The sequence below is a fragment of the Mycobacterium sp. E2699 genome (assembly GCF_001666745.1).
Classification (GTDB): domain Bacteria; phylum Actinomycetota; class Actinomycetes; order Mycobacteriales; family Mycobacteriaceae; genus Mycobacterium.
In genome coordinates, this window is record NZ_LZJH01000135.1 from 1 (window position 1) to 21,457 (window position 21,457).

General features: G+C 69.3%; 21 protein-coding genes and 1 pseudogene. 12 read left to right on the forward strand and 10 right to left on the reverse strand.

Annotated elements, in window-relative coordinates:
- Positions 1-149: 149 nt before the first annotated feature.
- From A5696_RS22915 to A5696_RS22935, 5 genes and pseudogenes are all read right to left on the reverse strand, one after another.
- Positions 150-1,058, reverse strand: coding sequence for a lytic transglycosylase domain-containing protein (locus A5696_RS22915; protein WP_067883285.1), 909 nt, complete (start codon positions 1,056-1,058; stop codon positions 150-152).
- Positions 1,059-1,104: 46 nt separating this feature from the next.
- Entirely contained in the window at positions 1,105-3,108 is a 2,004-nt protein-coding gene (locus A5696_RS22920) for a glycoside hydrolase family 172 protein (protein WP_067883286.1), read from the reverse strand.
- Between the two features lie 125 nt (positions 3,109-3,233).
- Complete coding sequence (locus A5696_RS22925) at positions 3,234-4,175, reverse strand: DMT family transporter (RefSeq protein WP_067883287.1); 942 nt, start codon at positions 4,173-4,175, stop codon at positions 3,234-3,236.
- A 151-nt stretch (positions 4,176-4,326) separates the two neighbouring features.
- A pseudogene (locus A5696_RS22930) lies at positions 4,327-4,821 on the reverse strand (PPE family protein); the annotation flags it as partial.
- Between the two features lie 169 nt (positions 4,822-4,990).
- Positions 4,991-6,610: a PecA family PE domain-processing aspartic protease gene (locus A5696_RS22935; RefSeq protein ID WP_082969110.1), complete on the reverse strand. Its 1,620-nt coding sequence runs from the start codon at positions 6,608-6,610 to the stop codon at positions 4,991-4,993.
- Between the two features lie 174 nt (positions 6,611-6,784).
- Between A5696_RS22935 and A5696_RS22940 the strand changes: the two genes are divergently transcribed.
- Complete coding sequence (locus tag A5696_RS22940) at positions 6,785-7,543, forward strand: class I SAM-dependent methyltransferase (protein WP_067883290.1); 759 nt, start codon at positions 6,785-6,787, stop codon at positions 7,541-7,543.
- Here A5696_RS22940 and mdlC read toward each other — a convergent pair.
- Positions 7,533-9,134 (reverse strand): benzoylformate decarboxylase, encoded by a 1,602-nt coding sequence (gene mdlC, locus A5696_RS22945; RefSeq protein ID WP_067883291.1) that lies wholly within the window; start codon positions 9,132-9,134, stop codon positions 7,533-7,535. The genes A5696_RS22940 and mdlC overlap by 11 nt on opposite strands.
- A gap of 198 nt (positions 9,135-9,332) precedes the next feature.
- Between mdlC and A5696_RS22950 the strand changes: the two genes are divergently transcribed.
- Positions 9,333-10,238 (forward strand): alpha/beta hydrolase, encoded by a 906-nt coding sequence (locus tag A5696_RS22950; protein ID WP_067883292.1) that lies wholly within the window; start codon positions 9,333-9,335, stop codon positions 10,236-10,238.
- 1 nt (position 10,239) lies between these two features.
- Entirely contained in the window at positions 10,240-10,872 is a 633-nt protein-coding gene (locus A5696_RS22955) for a maleylpyruvate isomerase family mycothiol-dependent enzyme (protein WP_231964566.1), read from the forward strand.
- A gap of 30 nt (positions 10,873-10,902) precedes the next feature.
- Here A5696_RS22955 and A5696_RS22960 read toward each other — a convergent pair whose 3' ends face one another.
- Entirely contained in the window at positions 10,903-11,610 is a 708-nt protein-coding gene (locus A5696_RS22960) for a TetR/AcrR family transcriptional regulator (protein WP_231964567.1), read from the reverse strand.
- Between the two features lie 135 nt (positions 11,611-11,745).
- On the opposite strand from A5696_RS22960, the gene A5696_RS22965 reads away from it, so the two are divergent.
- The 8 genes from A5696_RS22965 to A5696_RS23000 all read left to right on the forward strand — a co-directional run bounded on the left by A5696_RS22965 (position 11,746) and on the right by A5696_RS23000 (position 17,269).
- Entirely contained in the window at positions 11,746-12,426 is a 681-nt protein-coding gene (locus A5696_RS22965) for a cutinase family protein (protein ID WP_067883354.1), read from the forward strand.
- A 40-nt stretch (positions 12,427-12,466) separates the two neighbouring features.
- Positions 12,467-13,117 carry a DUF1345 domain-containing protein gene (locus tag A5696_RS22970; protein WP_067883295.1) on the forward strand — a complete coding sequence of 217 codons (651 nt, stop codon included), beginning with the start codon at positions 12,467-12,469 and terminating at the stop codon, positions 13,115-13,117.
- A 21-nt stretch (positions 13,118-13,138) separates the two neighbouring features.
- Positions 13,139-13,687 carry a thioredoxin family protein gene (locus A5696_RS22975; protein ID WP_067883296.1) on the forward strand — a complete coding sequence of 183 codons (549 nt, stop codon included), beginning with the start codon at positions 13,139-13,141 and terminating at the stop codon, positions 13,685-13,687.
- An 82-nt stretch (positions 13,688-13,769) separates the two neighbouring features.
- Positions 13,770-14,009, forward strand: coding sequence for a DUF6480 family protein (locus tag A5696_RS22980; protein ID WP_067883297.1), 240 nt, complete (start codon positions 13,770-13,772; stop codon positions 14,007-14,009).
- 10 nt (positions 14,010-14,019) lie between these two features.
- Positions 14,020-14,271, forward strand: a complete 252-nt coding sequence (locus tag A5696_RS22985; protein WP_067883355.1) for a hypothetical protein — start codon at positions 14,020-14,022, stop codon at positions 14,269-14,271.
- 104 nt (positions 14,272-14,375) lie between these two features.
- Positions 14,376-14,591, forward strand: a complete 216-nt coding sequence (locus tag A5696_RS22990) for a ferredoxin (protein ID WP_067883298.1) — start codon at positions 14,376-14,378, stop codon at positions 14,589-14,591.
- Positions 14,588-15,991 (forward strand): NAD(P)/FAD-dependent oxidoreductase, encoded by a 1,404-nt coding sequence (locus tag A5696_RS22995; protein WP_067883299.1) that lies wholly within the window; start codon positions 14,588-14,590, stop codon positions 15,989-15,991. Before A5696_RS22990 ends, A5696_RS22995 begins: the two co-directional genes overlap by 4 nt.
- A 15-nt stretch (positions 15,992-16,006) precedes the next feature.
- Complete coding sequence (locus A5696_RS23000) at positions 16,007-17,269, forward strand: cytochrome P450 (RefSeq protein ID WP_067883300.1); 1,263 nt, start codon at positions 16,007-16,009, stop codon at positions 17,267-17,269.
- 6 nt (positions 17,270-17,275) lie between these two features.
- On the opposite strand, the gene A5696_RS23005 is transcribed toward A5696_RS23000, so the two are convergent.
- The 3 genes from A5696_RS23005 to A5696_RS23015 form a co-directional block, all read right to left on the reverse strand.
- Entirely contained in the window at positions 17,276-18,085 is an 810-nt protein-coding gene (locus A5696_RS23005; protein WP_067883301.1) for an MOSC domain-containing protein, read from the reverse strand.
- 76 nt (positions 18,086-18,161) lie between these two features.
- Positions 18,162-18,485, reverse strand: coding sequence for a DUF732 domain-containing protein (locus A5696_RS23010; RefSeq protein ID WP_067883302.1), 324 nt, complete (start codon positions 18,483-18,485; stop codon positions 18,162-18,164).
- A gap of 377 nt (positions 18,486-18,862) precedes the next feature.
- Positions 18,863-20,215 (reverse strand): PPE domain-containing protein, encoded by a 1,353-nt coding sequence (locus A5696_RS23015; protein WP_067883356.1) that lies wholly within the window; start codon positions 20,213-20,215, stop codon positions 18,863-18,865.
- A 193-nt stretch (positions 20,216-20,408) separates the two neighbouring features.
- On the opposite strand from A5696_RS23015, the gene A5696_RS23020 reads away from it, so the two are divergent.
- Complete coding sequence (locus A5696_RS23020; protein WP_067883303.1) at positions 20,409-21,452, forward strand: bifunctional 2-polyprenyl-6-hydroxyphenol methylase/3-demethylubiquinol 3-O-methyltransferase UbiG; 1,044 nt, start codon at positions 20,409-20,411, stop codon at positions 21,450-21,452.
- The last annotated feature ends 5 nt before the right edge of the window (positions 21,453-21,457 follow it).

The following is a 21,457-nucleotide window of genomic DNA, read 5'->3' on the forward strand; positions in this document are numbered from 1 at the left end:
CGCTGCCCGGCCAACTCCGCCAACTCCTCAAACAACACCGCCAACCGCTCTTTATGGTTCACCCCCAACCGAGGCGGCGCCGTCGACAACATGACCCCATCATCACAGCCGGGTACGACAAAAACCCGCGCGCGGGAGCGAGCGGCGGGCTACTGCGGATGGTTCGCCACGTACTCCGCGGCCGGGATCGGCGATGTCGCGGCGTAGCCGATCGGAAGTAACACGTCGCCCGCGGTCGTGCGGCAATAGACGTCCCACCGGTAATACGCGCCGAAGGCGGATGGATCGCTGGCCATCAGCGAAGCGTATTGGTCCACTGCGCGAACGTATTGGTTGGCGTGGTTGTACTGATAGATCGCGTGATCGCGGTCGGTGGCGAAGCCGTTGGCCGCGAGGAAGCGCCCGGCCGCCGCGATACTGTCGCGGGGCGAGTCGATGTCGCCGCCCTGCCCGTAGCTGGCGAACGTCGCGGGCAGGAACTGCATGGGTCCGTGCGCGCCGGCGGTGCTGACGCCGTGGATGCTGCCGAGGCGGGTCTCGATGAGGTTGATCGCGGCGAGGTAGTTCCAGCCGACGCCGGATTCCGCCTCCGCCTGGTGGTAGTAGCCCAGCAGCTCGTCGGCCGGGGCGGGTGGCTCGATGCTCCAGGCGGGCAGGGTGTCCCGCACCGGCGTCATCGCGGTGAGCTGCCGGCGGGCGTCGACGTTGCGGTCGTAGACGTCGAGCAGCGCCGACGGGATGCGCGGTCGGGTGGTCGCGTCCCATTCGGGGTGCTGCCCGATGGCGCGATAGGCGGCCTGCTGGCGCTTGGCCGCCGCCGTCCGCGCCGGCTCGGCCGTCGACGGGTCGTGCAGCGCGTGCTCGTCGGCGACGAGGTCGTCGGCCAGCTGCGCGGGGTCGGACGCCAGCTGGGGCTGCGCGCCGGTGGCGATGCTCGGCGCCTCGGCCAGCACGGTCGTCGGGGCGGCCACCGCCGGCGTCGGCCCTGCGGAGCCGGCGAGCGCGACGACGATCGCTCCCACGACAAGCGGCGCGGCGCCCGCACGGTTGCGGCTCATGGTGTCAACCGTAACGACATCGGCGGGCGATGCGAAGCGGGCTCTACTACCCGGTCAGAGCGTCCACGTGATAGCGGCTGGCGGTCCAGGGCAGGGTGCCTTGGAGCGGCGCCAGCGTGACGGTGACGCGATCTTTGCCCGCGGTGAGCGATTCGGGCACCAGGTAGGTGTCGTCGAGCCAGCGGTGAACGGCGTTGCTGCGGGCCTGCAGCCACAGTCCGGCGGGAACGCCGTCGACGGCCACCGCCGCCGCCTGGTAGCCGTTCGCCTGGTCCGACGTGCGGCGCAGCAGCAACCCGCGGTTGTCCGGGGCGACGGCGACGTCGAAGGCGATCGCGGCGCCGGTGGCGCGGACCAACCCGGCGATGGGGCGGGCGTCGTCGTTGCCCTCGTATTGGCTGACCAGCAGCTGATCGGTGGCGGCGTCGTCGCGGTAGCCGTGCAACAGCCGACTCACGGGATCGCTCGGGTAGACGTCGTCACCGGGTGCGACGGTGTCGCCGGGCTGCGTGTACAGGAACGCGGTCGAGCTGTAGTCGGGTTGGACCATGTCGCGTTTGCCGTGCTCGATGCCGAAGCGCAGCGCGGAGTGGTAGTCGACGGCTTCGGCGAGCGTCAGCCGGTACGCGGCGACGCAGTAGTCCGCGCATCCGCCGGTGGTCGTGCGTTGGTCGGGTTGCCCGGTCAGCGGGGCGCTGAAGTGCTTGCCGTTCTTGAAATACCAGCCGCCCTCGTAGAAGTCCTCGGTGCCGGTGCCGTACCACTGCGGCGACAGGGCACCGTCGGTGTACACCCGCTCGGCCCCTTCGAGAAAGTATGGGGCGTCGTCGCTGAACGACGTCCTGATCCGGGAACCGCGGATGGTGTGGCTGACGCCGACGAACTTGCCGTGACCGCGCTCGTCGGCGAACACCCAGTCCTGACCCTGAGCGGTCGGTCCGGCGTGTGAGCGCGCGGTGAAGTACCCGGCGCGGCCGGTGGCCAGCGCGGGCGCCCACTGCGGGTCGGCGGTCGACACGACGTCGCTGTCGATCCGCGGCGCCGGATCCGTGGTCGTGTTGACCAGGGTGATGCTGGCGTTGCGGGCGAAAGGCATTGGCCACCAAGCAGATAACGACACCGACCCGTCGGGTTGTGGGCTCGTCGCGAACATCAGCGACCGGACGTCGTTGGTGCCCAGCCCGGCGCCGAAGAATTCCCCCACCGGCGAGTCGACCATGGTCCGGCCGTCGAACTCGATCTGCAGCCGTAACCCGGAGAGCAGTTGGTCCGCCGGCTCCGGCAAACGCAGGCGCAACGCCGAGATCGTGCCCGGGCCAACCGGTTCCGCGAGCGTCACCGCGGCGCCGGCGGGCAGGTCGACGACCCGATTGGCATGCACCGCTTCGGGTTCCACCGGCTTGGGGTCGACGCTGCCCGCGGCGCGCAGCGTGGCCAGGACGTCTTGCGCCCGATCCGACGGCGAGAACGTGCGGACGCCGTCGGCGGTGGAGAACCGCCGATAGTCGACGTGGTAGTACTCCAAATGCGATGCGACGCTGATCCGCATCGACTGCCGGTACGGCATCGGCACCTTGATGTACACCCCGCCCGGCGATTGTGCGGCGTTGGCCACCAGCGGCCACGCGAACGGCGCACCCAACGCGCCGTCGACCACCGACTGCAGCGGCGCGTCGAGCACCGTCCGACCGTCCAACTCGATGCGGATCGTTCCCATCGCGCGCACGTTGCCGCCGTCGCGGGTGAACCAGATCGAATCCACCTCTCCGGCACCGTGATCCTCGGCGACCACACAGCCGGCACCGCCGGAAGCCAAGCAGCCGCCGCTGCCGTTCTTGTTGCCGGTGGAGATGTCGAAATCCCCGCCGCTGCGGTCGAAGCTGGACACCTCCAGGCTCTGGGTGTCGGTGCTGAGATACGGCAGGCGATCCAGTCGCCGGTAGATGTCCCAGCCGATCAGCCGTTCGCCGGGTGCCGCGACGACCGGCTCGGCGGACGCCGCGGGTGCGAAGGCGAGCGCGGCAAGCCCCGACAGCAGCGAGGCGAACACCGCGCAGCACGCCCGAACCGGCCCACTCTTGCTTCGCGAGCAGACAGTAAAGCCCCTTTTCGCCCGGCGTGTCGGGGGCTTTTGCGACTGCTCGCGCGGGATTCGCGCGTTCATCACGCCGGACTCTATGCCCTATTCGCCCTTCCCGCCCCTGCGGCGGCCATCGGCGACACCGGGGACAACGGCGGCCGTGCCGACGCCTCCGCTTCGGCTGCCTGACCGCGGCCCAGCGCGACGGCGGACACCGCCATCGCCAGGACAGCGATCGCCAGGACCACCGCGGCCGGTCCGCGTACCGCCACATGCTCACCGAGCACCACAACGCCCAGTGCCACCGCGACGACCGGTTCGCCCACCAGCATGATCGGCACCGACGCCTGCAGGGCGCCGGCATGAAAGGCCAACTGCTGCAACACCGTCAACGCGGCCGCCAGCGCGACCAGCAGGTAAGGGGCCGGCACGGTCAGCAGCCCGTGCCACCCACCGACGGCCAGACGGTGCGTGCAGATCTTGGTCAACACGGCGATCATCCCCAGCATCACCGCCACCGGCACCGCCAGCAGCATGGCGCGGGGGCGCCCGAGCGCGCGGCGGGCGGCGAGCACGCACGCCGTCACCAGCGGCACGGTCAGCACCAACGCGAGCGTCCACGCCGGGACCGGCGGCCGGTTATGGCCCTCGCGCGGCTGCCCGACGAGCACGAACATCGCCAGCGCGGCGGTGAGCAGCGCCGCCCAGCCCCACTCGGCCCACGTGATGCGTTGGTGGCAGAGCCTCGCGCTCATCGGCAACGCGAACAGCAGCGACGACACCAGCAGCGGTTGGACCAACAGCAGGGATCCGTGGGCCAGCGCCAGCGCCTGGAAGACGTAGCCGGCGGCGGCGGCGAGGGTACCGGCCCACCACAGCGGATCGCGGACCACGGTCGTCGTCACCGCCGTCGACATGGCCTTGTCGGCGGAAACGCCCTGGGCGACGCGTTGCCGGACCACGATCCCCACCGCGGCCCAGAACGCGGCGAGCAACGCCGCCACGATCGCCACCGCATGCTGCGTCACCCACCCCATGACCCTGCAGGTACCCGGTGTCTCCGGGGGGCGAAACGCTACGGGCTCGGTGGTACAAGGTGGTCATCCCCACGCCACACGCTGTGGCTGCCCGCCAACGACATTCGGGACGGCGGGCGCGAAGCCGGCGCTAAGGGAGGTATGCAGTCCCCAATTGCGCCACCGCGGCCGAGGCCGCCGCGTGGTAGCCGATCATCGCGGCCACATCCTGGGCCCACATCCGCTCGTAGTCGAATTCGGCGGCGGCGATCGCGGGGGCGTTCTGCCCGAACACGTTCGAAATGACAAGCTGCGCAAGGCGATTGCGGTTGGCGGCGACAAACGCGGGGTGCACGACGGCGGTGATCGCGGATTCGAACGCGTCCGCCGCCGCCCGCGCCTGTGCGGCCGCCGTCTGCGCCTGGGCCGCGGCCTCGCTCAAGTACGCCGTGTACCGGGCGGCGGTCCGCATCATCGCCGCCGCCGCGGGTCCTCGCCAGGCCTGGCCGGCCAGCTCCGAGGTGATCCAGGAAAACGACTGGGCCGCGGAGCCCAGCTCCGTGGCCAGCCCGTCCCATGACGCCGCGGCGGCCAGCATCGGCGCCGAGCCGGGCCCGGAATGCAGCCACGACGCGATGACCTCAGGCGGCGACGTCAGGAAACTCAACCCGCGGGGTGTCCTCTCAGCTCACGCTTCTCCCCCGCGATGGCACGTGACGCCGCAGGTCAGAGGACCGGCGCGGCACAGCCAGTAGGCACTCTAGGAAAGTCGGAGCTGAAAATCTCGAATTTCAGCGAACCACCGACATCGAGGCGACGGGTTGGGCCTCAGATCACTAGTAAACGTTCGAGTTGCCCGTGAGGTAATCGATGTAGATGGGATTCTGCTGGAATACCAGGTTGCCGGTATTCATCAACCCGCTCGAGATCGGAGTGGGGAAGTACGTCTGTTGATAGCCGTACGAGTACAGCGGCGTTGTCAGGTTGTCAGGGGCGTAGACAGCAATGTTCTGTCCTGGCTGTGCGTTCAAGCCCGTCGGGAACGTTCCTTCCACGCCGCCGGAGTCGACGATCGACGAGACGGTTTGCAGAGGCCCGCCATCGATGCTCACCTCCAGGTTGGTAATGGGCGATCCGTTAAGTGTGGCGATAGGAGACCCCAGGTTTGTTGGCGCCGCACCGAACTGCAGATAGGGGCTGGCTGTGTGTTCGTTGATCAGCAGGCCCTGATTGAACGTGCCAGGCAGCGCCTGCAGCGGGATGCTCGGGCCGGGGCCGCCCGCGTTCGGTCCGACGCCGAGGACGCCCGCCGCACCGTCGGAGGCGAAGAAGGACTGGAACGTCAGGCCGTTGGTCATTGCGGACTGGATGGACACCGGCCAGGCGAACAGTTCGATGTTGACGGGCGTCGACCCGGTCACGAGCCCGCCGCCGAAATTCACCGGCGCGTTGTAGGTGAGGTAAAGGTAGTCCAGTCCGCCGCTGTACCCGCCGATACCGGCTCCCCTGGGGATGCCCATCTCGAGCATTCCCAGCAGCCCGCCGGCCTTGGTGAAGGGGACGACGAGGCCCGTCGATCCGGTGTCGACCAGCAGCGGGATGGCCGACCCGGGGCCCACGGAGGCGTTCACGATCGGCTCGGTGCCGCCGACCATCGTCAGCGGCGCCTTGGCTATACCACTGTTGATCGTCGCGCTGCCGCCGGTCGACTGGGGGCCGTAGGGAATCAGCTGACGGCCGAACAACAGGTCGGTGGGCGCGTTGATGACGTCGATGGCATAGTGCTCGATGCCCGTGAGAGCGCCGCCGAAGGGGCTGCTGAGGGACGCGGCGGGATTCAGTGAGCTCACCGCCGCGCCCAGGGGGCTGCTGGCCGCCGAGGTCAGCGGGCCCACCGGGCTGCTGGCGATCGCGGCGGCGGCCTGGGCCGGCAGGCTCTGCAGAGTCGCCGCCCAGGACGACAGCTGGGCCGCGGCCGCCGAGACCCCGCCGTGGTAGCCCACCATCGCGGACACATCGGCGGCCCACATCTGCTCGTACTCGGCCTCGGTGGCGGCGATCGCGGGGGCGTTCTGGCCGAACAGGTTCGAGAACACGAGCTGAAGCAACTGGCTCCGGTTGGCGGAGACCAACGCCGGGTGCACCGTGGCGGCCAGCGCGGACTCGAACTCACCCGCCACTACCTGGGCCTGCGCGGCGGCCGTCTGCGCGTGCGCCGCCGCCGTGCTCAACACGCTCGTGTACTGCGCCGCGGTGGACAGCATCGCCGTGGAGGCGGCCCCCTGCCAGGCGTCACCGGCCAACGCGGAGGTGATCGAAGAAAACGACTGCGCCGCCGAACCCAATTCGGTGGCCAGCCCGTCCCACGCCGCCGACGCGGCCAGCATCGGAGCCGGACCGGCGCCCGAGTGGAGCAATGCCGAGATAATCTCTGGCGGCGACGTCAGAAAACTCATGCCCCGGATGTCCTTCCCCTCTAACCCCCACAACCACGTTCTGTACCGGGGACGGGCACGTCACGCCGCAGGCCGGTACGCCCGACTCTAGAAAAATCCCGGCCAAAATTCTCGGTATTCACCAAACGTTTGCGCGCCGACGGCCGTGGCCGCCCACGCGACTACGGTGGCGCTGTGACCGATCGCCGAGAACGCGCGATGTCCTTCGGGTCGATCGCCGAGGACTACGACGGGCTGCGGCCCCAACCCCCGCATCAGGCGGTGGACTGGCTGGTCCCCTCCGATTGTGGCGTGGCCGTCGACGTGGGTGCGGGCACCGGGCTGTTCACCCGCACGCTGGTCGGCAGGGCCGCTGAGGTCTTCGCCGTCGAACCCGACGCACGGATGCGCAGGGTGCTTGCGGAGCGATCCCCCGGCGTGCGCGTCGTCGAGGGCAGTGGCGAGTCGATCCCGCTTCCCGACGCTTCCGCGGACGCGGTGTTCGTATCGTCGGCGTGGCACTGGATGGATCACGAACGGGCCGTCCCGGAGATCGGCCGGGTGCTGCGCGACGGCGGTCGGCTCGGGCTGATCTGGACGAGCCGCGACCGCGAGGTCGACTGGGTGCGCAACCTGGACCGCTTGCCGGGGGACGAGGCCGCGGCCGCCGAGTCGGCAGCGCGGGCTCGCCGGCGCCTGGAGGTCGTCCTCCCGGAGCCGGCGATCTTCCGCAACGTCGCCCGCGAGACGTTCCGGTTCGTGCGGACCATGACGGTCGACGACGCGGTCGCGATGCTGGGCACCTACAGCCGGGTCATCGTCGCGTCACCGGATGACCGCGCCCGCAGGCTGGCCGAAGCGCGCGCCGCGTTGGAGGCGCGGTTCCCCGGCGCCGACGTGATCGACGTCCCGATGCACGCGCGGTGTTGGCGGGCCGACCGAATCAGACGTTGACCGGCGTGGTGCGCGCGTTGATGAGGGTGGGCCTCTCGCGGTCGGCGATGCCGGCCTTCACCAACTGGATGACGTCATCGGTCGTGTCCGCTTCGTAAGCGTCGACGCCGTAGCTGGCGGCCGTTGCCACGACGTTGAGACCCGGTAAGTCGAGTCCCGGGACCCCCGGCGTCTTCTCCCACATGCCGAACTCTTTCACCACACCGTATTCGGCATTGGACGCGACCACGATGGTCAACGGGATCTTGTAGTGCGCGGCGGTCCACAGCGCGGTGATGGCGTAATGCATCGAACCGTCGCCCATCAGGGCCACGACGGGACGATCCGGAACCGCCAGTTGAGCGCCGACGGCAGCGGGCAGTCCAAAGCCGAGCCCACCGCCGGCGGCCGACAGGTGCGACAAGGGATTGCCGGGCCGAATGCTGTTGGTGATGGCGAGTTCGTTGCTGCCCGCTTCGCTGACCCACAGCGTCTCCGGGGGCGCGGCTCGCCCGACGGCCGTCCACAGGGCTTCCGGTTTGAGCGGTGCTTGCGCGCTTTCGAAAGTCGGGATCGGGGCGCGCGGCGCGGGGGCGGACCGCTGGCTTGGTTTCGCGGCGGCGCAGAGCGCCGCGGCCGCGCTGGCCAGGTCGGCGACGATCGCGTCGCCGACGGGGGCGCGGGCCGCCTCGTCGGGATCGTTGGTGATGTGGATCAGGCTCGCGCCTTCGGGCAGGTAGGGGCCGGCCACCTGCGGGTAATACCGGAAAACCGGGGCGCCGATCGCGAGCAGCAGATCGTGTCCGGCCAGTATCTGCGAGATCCAGCCGGCGCCCGGCGGCAATGCGCCTTGATACAGGGCGTGGTCCTCGGGGAATCCGCTCCAGCCCGTCAGGGGGGCGGTCCACACGACCGACTGCGTGCGTTCGGCCAACCCGATGACCGCGTCCCATGCGCCATAGCGTTCGACGTCGCCGCCCACGATCAGCGCCGGCGATGCCGCGGATTCCAGTCGGGCGCAGATCTGTTCGGCCAATTCGGTGGGGAAGCCCGCGGCGGAAGTCACCGAGCGCTCGCGCACCGCCGCGATATCGGCCGCCTGGGTGTCGTCGAGCTCGACCGGCATGTCGTCCATCGGCAGCGAGACGAATACGGGCCCCATCGGTGGCGTCGTCGCCAGGTGGATCGCGCGAGCGAGCACAGCAGGGGCCTCGCTCGCAATGGCCGGCTCGGCCGCCCATTTCACGAAGGGCCGGGGCACGATGGTGGGCTCGATATTGGTGAGTAGGCAGTATTGGTTCTGCATCGTTCGCCGCTGGTTTCCCGCCGTGACGATGAGTGGGGTCTTGTTGACGAATGCGTTGTAAAGCTGCCCTTGAGCGTTGCCCATCCCCGGGGCGGTGTGCAGGTTGACCAGTGCGGGCCGACGGGTGATTTGCGCGTACGCGTCGGCCATCCCCATCGGAACCATTTCCTGCAGCCCGAGCAGATAGCGGAAATCGTCTGGGAAGTCTTGCAGCAGAGCCAATTCCGACGATCCCGGGTTGCCGAAGCAGGTCGTCAGCCCGTGTTTGCGGAGCAGGTCCAGGATGGCCTCACGGACAGTGGTCATACCGCCTCCAAATCGTCGAGTGGGCGACGGGCGGCGATCCGCCGTCCGGATGGCACTACTCCTACGTAGGCCGCGTCCCACCATACGTACGCCGTACCTGACCCGCAACAGCTGGCGTCGCCCGCGCCGCTTGACGCCTATAGGTACGGCGTACGTATAGTGGCTCACGTACACCGTACTTATGAGGAGTGGTGCTGGATGCATGGCAAGATCGCGCCGACGAACCGCGTCAGCTTCGACTCGCACGGCACGCGCTGCGCGGCCTGGGTAACCTATCCGGGTGACGAAAAAGCTTACCCCGCAGTGGTTCTCATTCATGGCTTGGGCGCCAACCACCAGATGATGCTGCGCCAGTATGAGCAAGCGCTTGCCGGAGCGGGGATCGCCACCTTGGCTTTCGACTACCGGAATACCGGCGAGTCGGAGGGAAACCCGCGCCAGCGGATCGTGATGCGGCGCCAGCACGAGGACGTCGCGGCAGCGCTCGAGTTTCTTCAGGCCGACAGCCGCATCGACGCCAACAGCGTCGGCCTGTGGGGCACCAGCCTCGGCGCCACGCATGCGCTGCGGACGGCGGCCGAACGTCCCGACGTCGCGGCGGTTGTCGTTCAATGCCCGATCGTGCATGGCCCGGGCGCCGCACTGCGCTCCGGCATCGCTCCCCTGCTTCGCATGACGATGCCCGTCGTGCAGGATCTGTGTCGAGCCGCCTTCGGCCTGCCGCGACGATACGTGCCCATCGTGGGCCCGCCCGGCTCGTCGGCCGTTGTGACGGTACCCGGTGCCGAAGAGGGATGGAATTCGACCGCCACCGAGGGAGCGACGTTCGACAACCGAATTGCGGCGGCCAACGTCCTCGGGCTCGCGATGATCAGCGCCACAAAGAAGGCCGCGCGAATCAAAGCTCCTGTGCTGGTATGTGTTTCGAGGCATGAGACGCTGATGGATGTCAAGCATGTGTACGACGTCGCGCGCAAAATACCCAACGCCGTCATCCGCGCCTACGACGGCGATCACTTCGAGATCTACCACCCACCACTGGTGGCGGAGCTCCTGACGGACCAAATCGCTTTCCTGCGAAGGGAACTCCATGTCGGCTCGTAAGATGCTGGCCGAACACGACCGGATGTTCGTCGAGTTCGCGCGGACGCTCGCACCATCGGACTGGAAGCGACAGAGTCTTTGCAGTGAATGGAGCAACCACGACGTGCTCGCGCACCTTGTCAAGGGGTACAGCATCTCGCTGCCTTCGTTGGGGTCGGCGCTATTCGCAAACCGGGGAAGCTTCGACCGCGCCAACACGGCAGTGGCCCGGCGGCTGGCCGGCCGGCAGACGCCGGCGGAGCTGATCGATACGTTTGCCGGGCTCATCGAGCATCCGAAGGGCATCGGGAAGCGGTTCCCCGCCGGTCTTCTCCTGGGCGACCACGTGTTGCATCACCTGGACATCGCGTTGCCGCTGGGCCGGGAAATCCTGATTCCCGGCCGCATCGTCGATGCCGTTCTCGACATCGAGGTGCGGGTTCCCAATCCCTTTGTGCCCGCTAAAAGCAACGCGGCTGGGCTGTCGCTGCGGACAACCGACACCGGATGGAGCTTCACCGATGGCAGGGCCGGCGCCGATTCCCTCGTCGAGGGGCACGGCATCCATGTCGCCGCGGCGCTCGGCGGACGTCGCTTCGCGTTGCCCTTACTCGGGGGTGCGGGGGTGGCCCGGTTGACGGACAGGCTTATCTAGCCCACGAGATCGGATGCGCGGAAACGACTTTCAGCGCTTTCTCGGTTGCAGGCGCCGCCGCGACCCGCCCGGTGTCCCTTCCAGTCCGGTGACGAACATTTCCAGGCCGCGCCGAAAATCCTGTGCGGCAGTCGACCGTCGGGCCACATCGGCCAACGAGGCTATGTGCGGGAATTCCTTGCGAGCAAGCTCTTTGATTCGCGCCGCACCAGCGCGATTCGCCTCCTCGTGAAGGGGCGTCCCGGCGAAGATGCCGGCGAACTCGGCCTGCGCCGACCCCGTGACGAGGGCCAGCGTCGCCCGGAACGCCGCAAGAATCTGGACTTGGTCCAGATGCGATCGTGACAGGGCCTCGATCATCCGCTCCGCCGGGGCATAACTCCGTGCTGTCACGGGTCTTCGAGTGACGATCAACGGAACGGTGTTGGGATGCGCCCGCAGGGTCTCCCACAGCGCCGTCGCAGTCGCCATCAGATCAGCGCGCCAATCCTTCGTCGGCGCCGGTAAACGCAGAGAGCTCATGACCGCATCGACGACCAGTTCTTCCAGGCCGTCGCGGCCGTTCACGTAGTTGTACAGCGTCATCGGCCCGGTTCCCAGCCGCGACGCGACCACCCGCATGCTGAGCCCGGCTACCCCGTCGCGCTCCACGATCTCCAGCGCGCACTCGGCGATCTCGTCGGCCGTGAAACGGGCCCGCACCTCACCGTTCCCCTCTCGAATAATCCGCTCGGCCAACGCGAACCGCAGGTAACGCGCGGGTCGGGCCCCGCCGCGTTTAGTACAGTGTACGTATCCTGCTTGATCGCGGACAGCAAATGCTTCGAGCCGGCCATGGCGGTCGCGCTGCCCGCGGTATGTCAGGATTTGGGCATGAATTCACGCAGCCTCGCCCGCCTCGTCGGTGTTTCGGCCGTGACGGCATGCGCGGCGCTGGCCGGGCCCGCCTTCACTTCCGTCGCTCCGGCCGCGTCCGCCGACCCCTGCACCGACGTCGCGGTGGTCTTCGCGCGCGGCACCCACCAGGAGCCCGGCCTCGCCAACGTCGGACAGGCATTCGTCGACTCGCTCACCGCACAGCTCGGGGGCCGGTCCATCAGCGCCTACGCGGTCAACTACCCGGCCAACGACGACTACCACAACAGCGCGACGGCCGGCGCCAACGACGCCAGCGCGCACATCCAGGACGTCGCCGCCAGCTGCCCCAACACGAAGATGGTGCTCGGCGGGTACTCCCAGGGCTCGACGGTGATCGACCTCGCCAGTCAGGCGCTCCCGGGTCCGGTGACCGATCACGTCGCCGCCGTCGCCCTGTTCGGCGAGCCCACCAGCGGGTTCTCCAGCATGTTGTGGGGCGGCCAGCCGCTGCCGACGATCAGCCCGGCGCTCGTCGGCAGGACCATCAGCCTGTGCGCCCCCGACGACCCGATCTGCTCCCCGGGCGGCAACATCATGTCGCACATGTCGTACATCGACAACGGGATGGTCAACCAGGCCGCCACCTTCGCGGTCAACAAAATCGGGCAGGCGCCGCAACGGGCCCAGAACGGCTAGTTCCGCCCGGGCGGCTTCCGATGACGCTTAGGCCGGAACGGTGAGATCCCTCGTCGCGTTGTCCCGCGACACCGTCGCCGTCCGGATTTTCATCGCCGTGCTCCTCGGCGTCGCGGTCGCGCTGGTGGTGGGCAACACGGTCGGCTGGCGGTTCGCGCTGGTCGGCTGGGTCGTCACCGCCGGCGTCTACGTCGGGTGGACGTGGCTGCTCCTCGCCGGAATGGACGCCGATCAAACCCGCGCGTATGTGACCCGCGAGGACCCGACCCGCTGGGTCGCCGACGCGGTCATCGTGTCCGCCAGCGTTGCCAGCCTCGCCGGGGTCGGCTACGTGGTGGCCGCGGGGACGCACTCCGGCGGCAAGGCCGTCGTGGCCGCCCTGCTGGGCATCGCGGCCGTCGCGGCGTCGTGGTTCTCGGTGCACACGCTGTTCACCGTGCACTACGCGCGGCTCTACTACGTCGACGAACCGGGCGGGATCAACTTTCACGACCCGGAGCTGCCCCGATTCCGGGACTTCGCCTATCTGGCCTTCACCGTCGGAATGACCTACCAGGTGTCGGATACCGAGATCGGGCAGACGTCCATCCGCGCGACGGTGTTGCGCCAGGCGCTGCTGTCCTACCTGCTGGGCGCGGTTGTCCTGGCCGTCACCATCAATTTGGTCGCGGGGCTGGGCTCCAAGCTGTAGCGCCGGGCTAATCTGGCCGGTATGGCCATCGAGTCCACCATGCTCGCCCTCGGCACCCCGGCGCCGTCGTTCACGCTGCCCGACCCGGCCACCGGCGCCACCGTCAGCCTCGACGACCTCACGGGTCCCGCGCTGGTCGTCACCTTCATCTGCAACCACTGCCCGTACGTCAAGCACGTCGCCGCCGGGCTCTCGGCGCTGGGGCGCGACCTCGCGGACCGGGGCGTCGCGATGGTCGGCATCTCGAGCAACGACGTCGCCACCTATCCACAGGACGGGCCCGAACAGATGGTCGCCGAGGCCCGCGGCCACGGCTGGACGTTCCCGTACCTGTACGACGAGACGCAGGATGTCGCGCGCGCCTTCTCGGCGGCGTGCACGCCCGACACGTTCGTCTTCGACGGCGAGCGCCGGCTCGTCTACCGCGGTCAGCTCGACGACTCCCGCCCGGGTAACGGCAAGCCGGTGACCGCCGCCGATGTGCGGGCGGCCGTCGACGCCGTGCTGGCAGGGCGGCCGGTCGACCCCGACCAGCGGCCGTCGATCGGGTGCGGCATCAAGTGGCGTTGAGCCCGGCGCGCGCGGCCGGCGCGAGGTAGGTCGCGACTCGGTCGGTTTGGTTACCGCGTCGGCGGGTATCGCCAAGGGATCTATGACCGCGCAACCCCCCGACCCCGATCCCACGCATACCCCGGGCCTCGAGCCCGGCGGTGGCGTCGCACCGGGAACCACCCCGCCGGCGGCGCCGCAGACCTCCGGTGTGGCCGAGCCTCAACCGCCCCGGCGGATGCCGCCCAGCGGCGTGCTGACCATCATCGGCGTGTGCGTCTTCGCAGTGGTGTTCATCGCGGTGGCGGTGCTGCTGGTGATGAAAATCGTTGGGGTGCACTGAGATGCCGGGCATGACGATCACCGCTGACGACGTCCGGCGGCTGCTGGTCTGCCACGACGAGGACGCGGCGCTCGTGGCGCTGGAGGGCCGCATCGAGGTCGCCACCCGGGCGGAGCTGAGTTCGGCGGGTTACCGCGGCGCCCTGCAGATCGCGACCCGCCAGGACGTGGTGCAGCGGGCGGGCGGCGCGCGGCTGTCGGATCGTGAGCTGGCCGAGCAGGCCGAGGATCTCGACACCGCGCTGCGCAACCTGGGCGGCTGAGGACACCGGGCCGGCCGAATTCCGGCGATCGCTGTCGCGGCCCGCCCCCGGCCAAGTAATCTGCGCGCGAGGGGTCAGGTAGCCCGCGGGCGGAAGGCTCGGATATGCGGTTGGTAGTCGATCTCAACAAGTGCCAGGGTTACGCGCAGTGCGTCCCGCTTGCGCCCGAGGTGCTGAAGATGGTCGGCGAGGAGGCGCTGGCCTACGACCCCAACCCCGACGACTCCCAGCGCCAGCGCGTGCTGCGTGCGGCGGCGTCGTGCCCCGTGCAGGCCATCATCCTCGAAGTCGATCCGCCGGCCGACCGGGACACCGCGTGACGGCCGCTCCGCTCGTCGGCCGGCTCGTCGACGCGTTCAAGGCCGAGGGCCGCATAGTCATCGTGGGCGCGTCGCTGGCCGGCCTGCGAGCAGCGGAAGCCCTGCGGGAGAAGGGCTTTCGCGGGCCACTCACGATCGTCGGCGACGAGCCGCACGAGCCATACGACCGCCCGCCGCTGTCCAAGCAGGTCCTCAAAGGCTGGGTGCCCGCCGACCACACCAAGCTGCCCCGCCTGCGTCCCGTCGACGCGCAGTGGCGGCTCGGCGTGGCGGCGGTGGGCCTGGACCGGTCGAATCGTCAGGTGCTGCTGGCCGACGGCAAGACGGTGGACTACGACCGCCTGCTGATCGCCACCGGGACCAGGGCGCGCCCGTGGTTCAACCCGCATGAGGCCGCCCTGCGGGGGCTGTTCACGGTGCGCACGTGTGACGACGCCGCGAAGCTGGCCGCCGCGCTGCGGGAGCGGCCGCGCCGCGTGCTCATCGTCGGGTCGGGGTTCGTCGGCTCCGAAATCGCCTCCGTGTGCCGCGATCTCGATCTTCCGGTGACGGTGGCCGAGCGCGGCAAGGCGCCCCTGTCCGGCGCGCTCGGCGGCGTCATCGGGGACATCGCCGCCCAGCTGCAGATCGACGCGGGCGTCGACCTGCGGACCGGGGTTGCGGTCGAGGGCCTCGACGGCGACGCGGACGGCCACGTCCGCCAGGCCCGGCTCTCCGACGGCACCGTGCTGGACGTCGATGTGGTGGTGGCCTGCCTGGGTTCGATCCGCAACGTGGAATGGCTCGAGGGCGCGCAGTTGGCGAGCGGGTTCTGGGGGGTGGCGTGCGACGCCGGGTGCCGCGCCTTCGACATCAACGGTGTGGTGACCGACAACATCTTCGTCGCCGGCGACGTGGCCCGCGCCCCACACGTGTTGTACGAGTACCAGTTCATGTCTCAAGAGCATTGGGACAACGCGGTTTTCGGGGCCGCGGTGGCGGCCAACAACATGATCAGCCTGGAGCTGGGACGCCGACCGCACCTGCCGCTGCCGTCGTTCTGGTCCGGCCAGTTCGGCGTCAACATCAAGAGCGTGGGGGTGTGCTCGTTCGGCGACGAGATCGTGTTCACCCAGGGCTCGCCCGCGCAACGCCGGTTCGCGGCCGCCTACGGTCACCGCGGCCGCATCGTCGGGGCGGTGACGTTCAACCACGGCAAGTGGCTGCCGTACTACGCGTCGCTGATCGAGCGGTCCGCGCCGTTCCCGCCGCCCCCGCCGGGCTACGACCGCCCCGTCATCTTCGAGCCCATGCCGGCCCGGTTCCCCGACCCCCGCGAGCCGACCGCCCTGCCCGACGTGGTGCTCACCGGCCACGATCCCACCTCCCGCGGCGCCGAGTTCCGGCCCAGAGGCCGCTGACTCGAGGAGCCGACGATGGATGCCGAAACCGCCTGGGCCGAGGCGATGAAATTCGAGAACCGCCCCAACCCCTATCCCTACTTCCGCGAGCTGCGCGGGACGCCCGTGGCCAAGGTCGCCGACGACACGTACGTCGTCACCGGTTATCGCGAGCTGCTCGCGCTCGCCCACGACCCGCGGATCAGCTCCGACATCAGCCGAAGCCCGGCGCGGCTGGGCGGCGAAAAGCCCGCCGCCGGAAGCGAACACATGCAGGCCTACGGTCGCGCCCCCAGCATCATCGTTTCCGATCCGCCCGATCACGACCGGGCCCGCCGGCAGGTGATGCGTCATTTCGGCCCGCCGCACTCCCCCGACCTGATCCCGGGCATGGAGCCGTTCGTCGCCCGGCTCGCCGATGAGATGCTGGACAAGGTCAAGGCCCGCGGCAAGACCCGCCTGGACGTGGTGGAGGAATTCGCCTACCCGATTCCCGTCGCGGTCATCTGCAAAATTCTCGGCGTGCCCGTCGAAGACGAGCCGATGTTTCACGCCTGGATCTTCGACTTCATGATGGGCAGCGACCTCGGCCCCGAGGGCGCCACCGAAGAGGGCCGGGCGCTGGCCGAAAAGGGCCGCGCCGGTACCGCCGCATTGCAGGACTACCTGGGTGGCCTGGTGGGCAGGTACGCCCAGACGCCCGGCGAGGGCCTGCTGTCCAAGCTGCTGCACGACGACGGGCCCGACGGCCCGATGTCGGTGCAGGAGACGACGTCCAACGCCATGCTGCTGTTGGTCGCGGGCCACGACTCCACGGTCAACACCATCACCAACTGCGTGATGACGCTGCTGCGCAACCCCGGCTCGTGGGATCTGCTGCGGCAGCGTGCGGAGCTGATCCCGCGCGCCATCGAGGAGGTGCAGCGGCTGCAGTCGGCGGTGCAGTTCTTCCCCAGCCGCAGCGCCACCGCCGACATCGAGATCGGCGGCACGGTGATCCCGGCCGGCTCGGCGGTGCACCTCGTCTACGCGGCGGCGAATCGGGATCCGCGGCGGTTCGACGACCCGGATCGTTTCGACCCGCTGCGGGAGGACAACGAGCATTTCGGTTGGGGCAGCGGCATTCACACCTGCATGGGCGGCCCGCTGGCGCGTCTGGAGGTCAACCTGGCGCTGGAAGCCTTCCTGCGGCGCGTCGAATCTCCGAAGCTGGTCGTCGACCCGCCGCCGTATCGGCACAATCAGGTGTTCCGCGGGCCGCGACACCTGTGGGTGGACTTCGCCGCGATCACCGACTGAAAGCGGCTATGTCCCAACGGTGACGGGGTCGCCGACGCGGATGACGCCCTGCGCCAGCACCTGCAGGTAGGCGCCCGCGCACGGCTGCGGTCCGTGACCGCCGGTGTTCCAACGGTTCTCGGTCGCGGGGATGCGAAGCGCCTGCGGGGCACGCGGCAGCGGGCCGTGCTCGAGCGTGGGCACCACGCACCGTGAGGTGGACGTCAGGGCGCGCAGCCGCGCCTCCCCGACCGCGATTTCTTTTCCGATCCAGTCGCTTTCGCCATACGGCGGGTAGCCCGGTGGCGTCGCGATAACCAGGTTCGGCCGGTAGCGCAGCGCCTCGACGCCGATGTGGTCGAGGGTGGCCGTCGTGATCGCGTGCAGCGGGGCCTCGTCGGTGAACGAGTCACCCGGGGTCGACTGAGCGATCTCGAGGATCCGGCCGCCGACCTCGGCGTCCGACGCGTCCAAGCCGAACTCCAGCAGCTTCTCCGGATCCGGGCGTTCCAGCGTTGCGCCGTCCGGTCGCTGCCTGACCAGCCGGACCTTCCGTCCCAGCAACCTCGACAGCGCGTCGTCGATGTCGGGGTCGTCGGACGCGACGTTCGTCCCGTCGGGCAGCCGGATGCTCACCCGCCCGGCGCCTGCGGCGGTGCACTTCAGCAGGCCGCGCCACAGCCGTGCCTGTTTGGCGCTCGCCACGTGCCCGGTCTCGGTGTCGATGAGGGCCAGCCGCCGGTCGCCCTCGGCGCCGCCCTCGTCGACGAACAGGCTGTCGACGCTCTCGCCGAGCATGGACTTCACCGGGTACCGGCGCAAACTCTCCACCCGCATCGGCACCTCCCCACCCCGCGCTCATCGCACACACCGTGATGGAAACAGTATGTGTTCGCCGGGTGGAGCGAAGTGACTAGCCCGGGCAGTAGGTCGACTCCGCCGCGCTGACCCAGCCGGTCATGTCCGCGAACGAGAAGCCCTTCGAACTCATGCTGGAGTGCAAGTCGGCGGCGATCGCATCGGGCGTCTTGCCGGCCATCCGGTCGGCGCAGACCGCGTGCCCCATCGCGATCATGTCGGAGTCATTCGACGAGGGCCACGAGAATCCCAGGTTCTTCAGTTTGGCGAAGTATGCGTCGTCCGTGGCGTCGGCCGACGCAATGGCGGTGCTTGCGGTCAGCGCGGCGCCAACCATCACGGGGATAGTCAGTTTGGTCAGCCAGCGAGGTGCAGACATTTCGTGCCCCTTCTTTTCTTCGACGTCCTGGGTGTCGTCAGTATATGGGTGTTCACGCCGGGCGAATATTAAAAATATAAGAAACCTGGGGCAGCCGATTTGCGGGGTTACGACGATCGGCGCCCAGCCCGTGTGCCACCCGTTCGTGAAGGTGGTGGTCGGGATCCGCCGTCGGGGCGCCCCCGCCGGAAGCGCCCTGGGCGGAAATCGCACAGCCGGTTCTCATATTCGGCGTGGCCGCCGGAGAAGTGGCAACAACGGGTTAACCCGGTGGCGGCAATGCGACGTTAGCGAATACGCGCGGTTACCGGCCGGCCACCCGCCGCCATTTGCCGTCAAATGGCAACTATTGCCCTGATCGACAATTTGCTACGGGCTCAATGGGCCAGCAGGCGCTTTTTCTGCGCGGTGAATTCCTCGTCGGTGAGCACTCCCGCATCGCGCAGGGACGCCAGCTCGCGCAGCTCGGCGGCGATGCTGGTGACCGGGCCCCCGGCCGGAGCCTCCGGCGGCGCCTCCTTCTCGTCGGCCTTGCCGCTCGTCGTGGGCAGCCCGATCCGCTCCCGGCGGCCGGGGCCGCCGCCGGCACCGCCGGTGCCCGCCATCGCACGCCCGGCCATGCCCGCCAGCGCCATCTGGCTGAACAGGCTCCCCGCGCTGCCGGCGGAGGCGTCCGCGGCGGCCGCGGTCGCCGCCGGCAAGGCGACCGCCAGCGGCCGGATCATCGTCGTCTCGTAGGTCCAGGCCGGTGGAACCGACAGCGCCCCAATCGTTTTCGCTTCGGCAAGACCCGCCGTCGCGGCCGAACCGCCGGCCAGGTTGGTGATCACCGGGAACGGCGTGGGCGGCACCGGCGCCGTGCCGGGCCAGGCCTGGATCCCCGCCCAGCCGCTGACGATGTCGTCGGTGTGGAAACCGGTCAGGGCGCCGACAACGTCGAAGGGAAGAGCCACGAGCGTCCCTGGCGCGTCGATACCAAGTCCCGCGACGCTGGCCGGCGCGTCGAGGAAAATCGCAATCAGATCGCTTATCAGGCCGAGCGCGTCCAGCGGCGTCGCCTGGGCCGGAGTCGCCGCGAGGCTGGTCAGGGCGCCGGGCACCGCGGACATCGCCTGCGGGACACTCGACACCGCGGCCTGCGCGTTGCCCGCGGAGGTGCCGGTGGCCTCCGCGACGGCCGCCGCTTGGGTGGCCGGCCCGGCCGAGTTGGTGTTCCGCGGCGGCGGCGAGAACGGCGTCAGCGCCGTCGCCAGCGCCGAGGCCGCGGCGTAGCCGTACATGGCGACCGCGTCCTGGGCCCACATCTCGGCGTACTGCGCCTCGGTCGTCGCGATCGCCGGGGTGTTCTGGCCGAAGATGTTCGTCGCGACCAGGGCCAGCAGCAGGCTGCGGTTTGCCGCGACCACGGGAGGCGGCACCGTCTCGGCGAACGCCGTCTCGTAGGCCGCGGCCGCGGCCTTGGCCTGGTTGGCGGTCTGCTCGGCCTGCGCGGCCGAGACGCTCGTCCACGCCACGTAGGGGGCAGCCGCGGCGGCCATCGATGCCGCCGAAGGGCCGAGCCACGGCCCGGCGGTCAACGCCGCGAGCTCCGATTGATAGGAACTCGCCGCCGAATGCAGCGCGGCGGCCAACCCGTCCCAAGCCGTCGCGGCGGCCAGCATCGGCCCGGACCCGGGGCCGGCGTAGATGCGGGCGGAGTTGATCTCCGGGGGCAGCGCTGCGTAGTCCATGTCGGTCCCTTCGATCGATGCAAACGTCGCCGGCGCATCGACGGCCTCGGCGGCTGGGCGGCGCAGTACTTTCCGTCGGTAGTACATGTCCGGCAAATGAATGTTGCCGTTAACACGGTAAACAAACGTGTGAATGATCGGCGTCGGAGCCCGTCCCTGTGCGCCCGGGGGGCGGGTCGTGTAGAAGAGTCTGGTGGACGAGCCACCCCCCAAATCGTTCGATCGCTCGATGTTGCGCGACGCGATGGTCAGGCGGATGTATCGCCGATCATTGGCCGAGGGCCAGATTACCGTGCCGGCCGTCCCGGGCATGCTCGACGAGTACGTCGAGTTGTGCGCCAACCTCTGTGCCACCCTGGGCGTTCCGTACACACCGGAACAGTCGATTCAGCTCAGGAAGGTGCTGGACGGCGAGCTGGCCAAGGCGTTCAAGGCCTCCCAGCGTTCCGACATCGCGATCTCGTTTCAGCTGCCTTTCGGGACCGGCCTGAACTACCAGGTCAAGGCCGAATGGCGGACGGTCGAGGCGGACTACGACAACTGGGTGGCCACCCGGCCGCCGCCGCTGTTCGGCACCGAGCCCGACGCACGCGTGGTGGCGCTTGCCCGTGAGGCGGCCGACCCCGCGACGTTCCGGGTGCTGGACGTCGGCGCCGGAACGGGCCGCAACGCGCTGGCCCTGGCCCGGCTCGGCCACCCCGTGGACGCGGTCGAGATGGCGCCGAAGTTCGCCGATCTCATGCGCGCGGAGGCCGAACGTGAATCGCTGGGCGTGCGCGTCATCCAGAGCGACGTCTTCACGGCCGTGGAGGGCGTCCATGACGAGTATCAGTTGATGGTGCTCGCCGAGGTGGTGCCCGACTTCCGGACGACGCACGAGTTGCGCGGCCTGTTCGAACTGGCCGCCGACTGCCTGGCCCCCGGCGGACGCCTGATCTTCAACGCCTTTCTGGCGCGACCGGGCTACACGCCCGACAGCACCGCCCGCGAGCTCGGGCAGCAGTGCAACACCATGATCTTCACCCGGGACGAGGTGGCCGGCGCCGGGGCGGAGCTGCCGCTGGCGCTCGTCGCCGACGATTCGGCCTACGAGTACGAGAAAGCCAACCTGCCCGAGGGCGCCTGGCCCCCGACGGGCTGGTTCGAGGGCTGGGCCAGCGGCCTCGACGTCTTCGACGTCAAGCGGGACGAATCACCGATCGAGTTGCGCTGGCTGGTCTACCAGAAATCGGGCTGAATCGT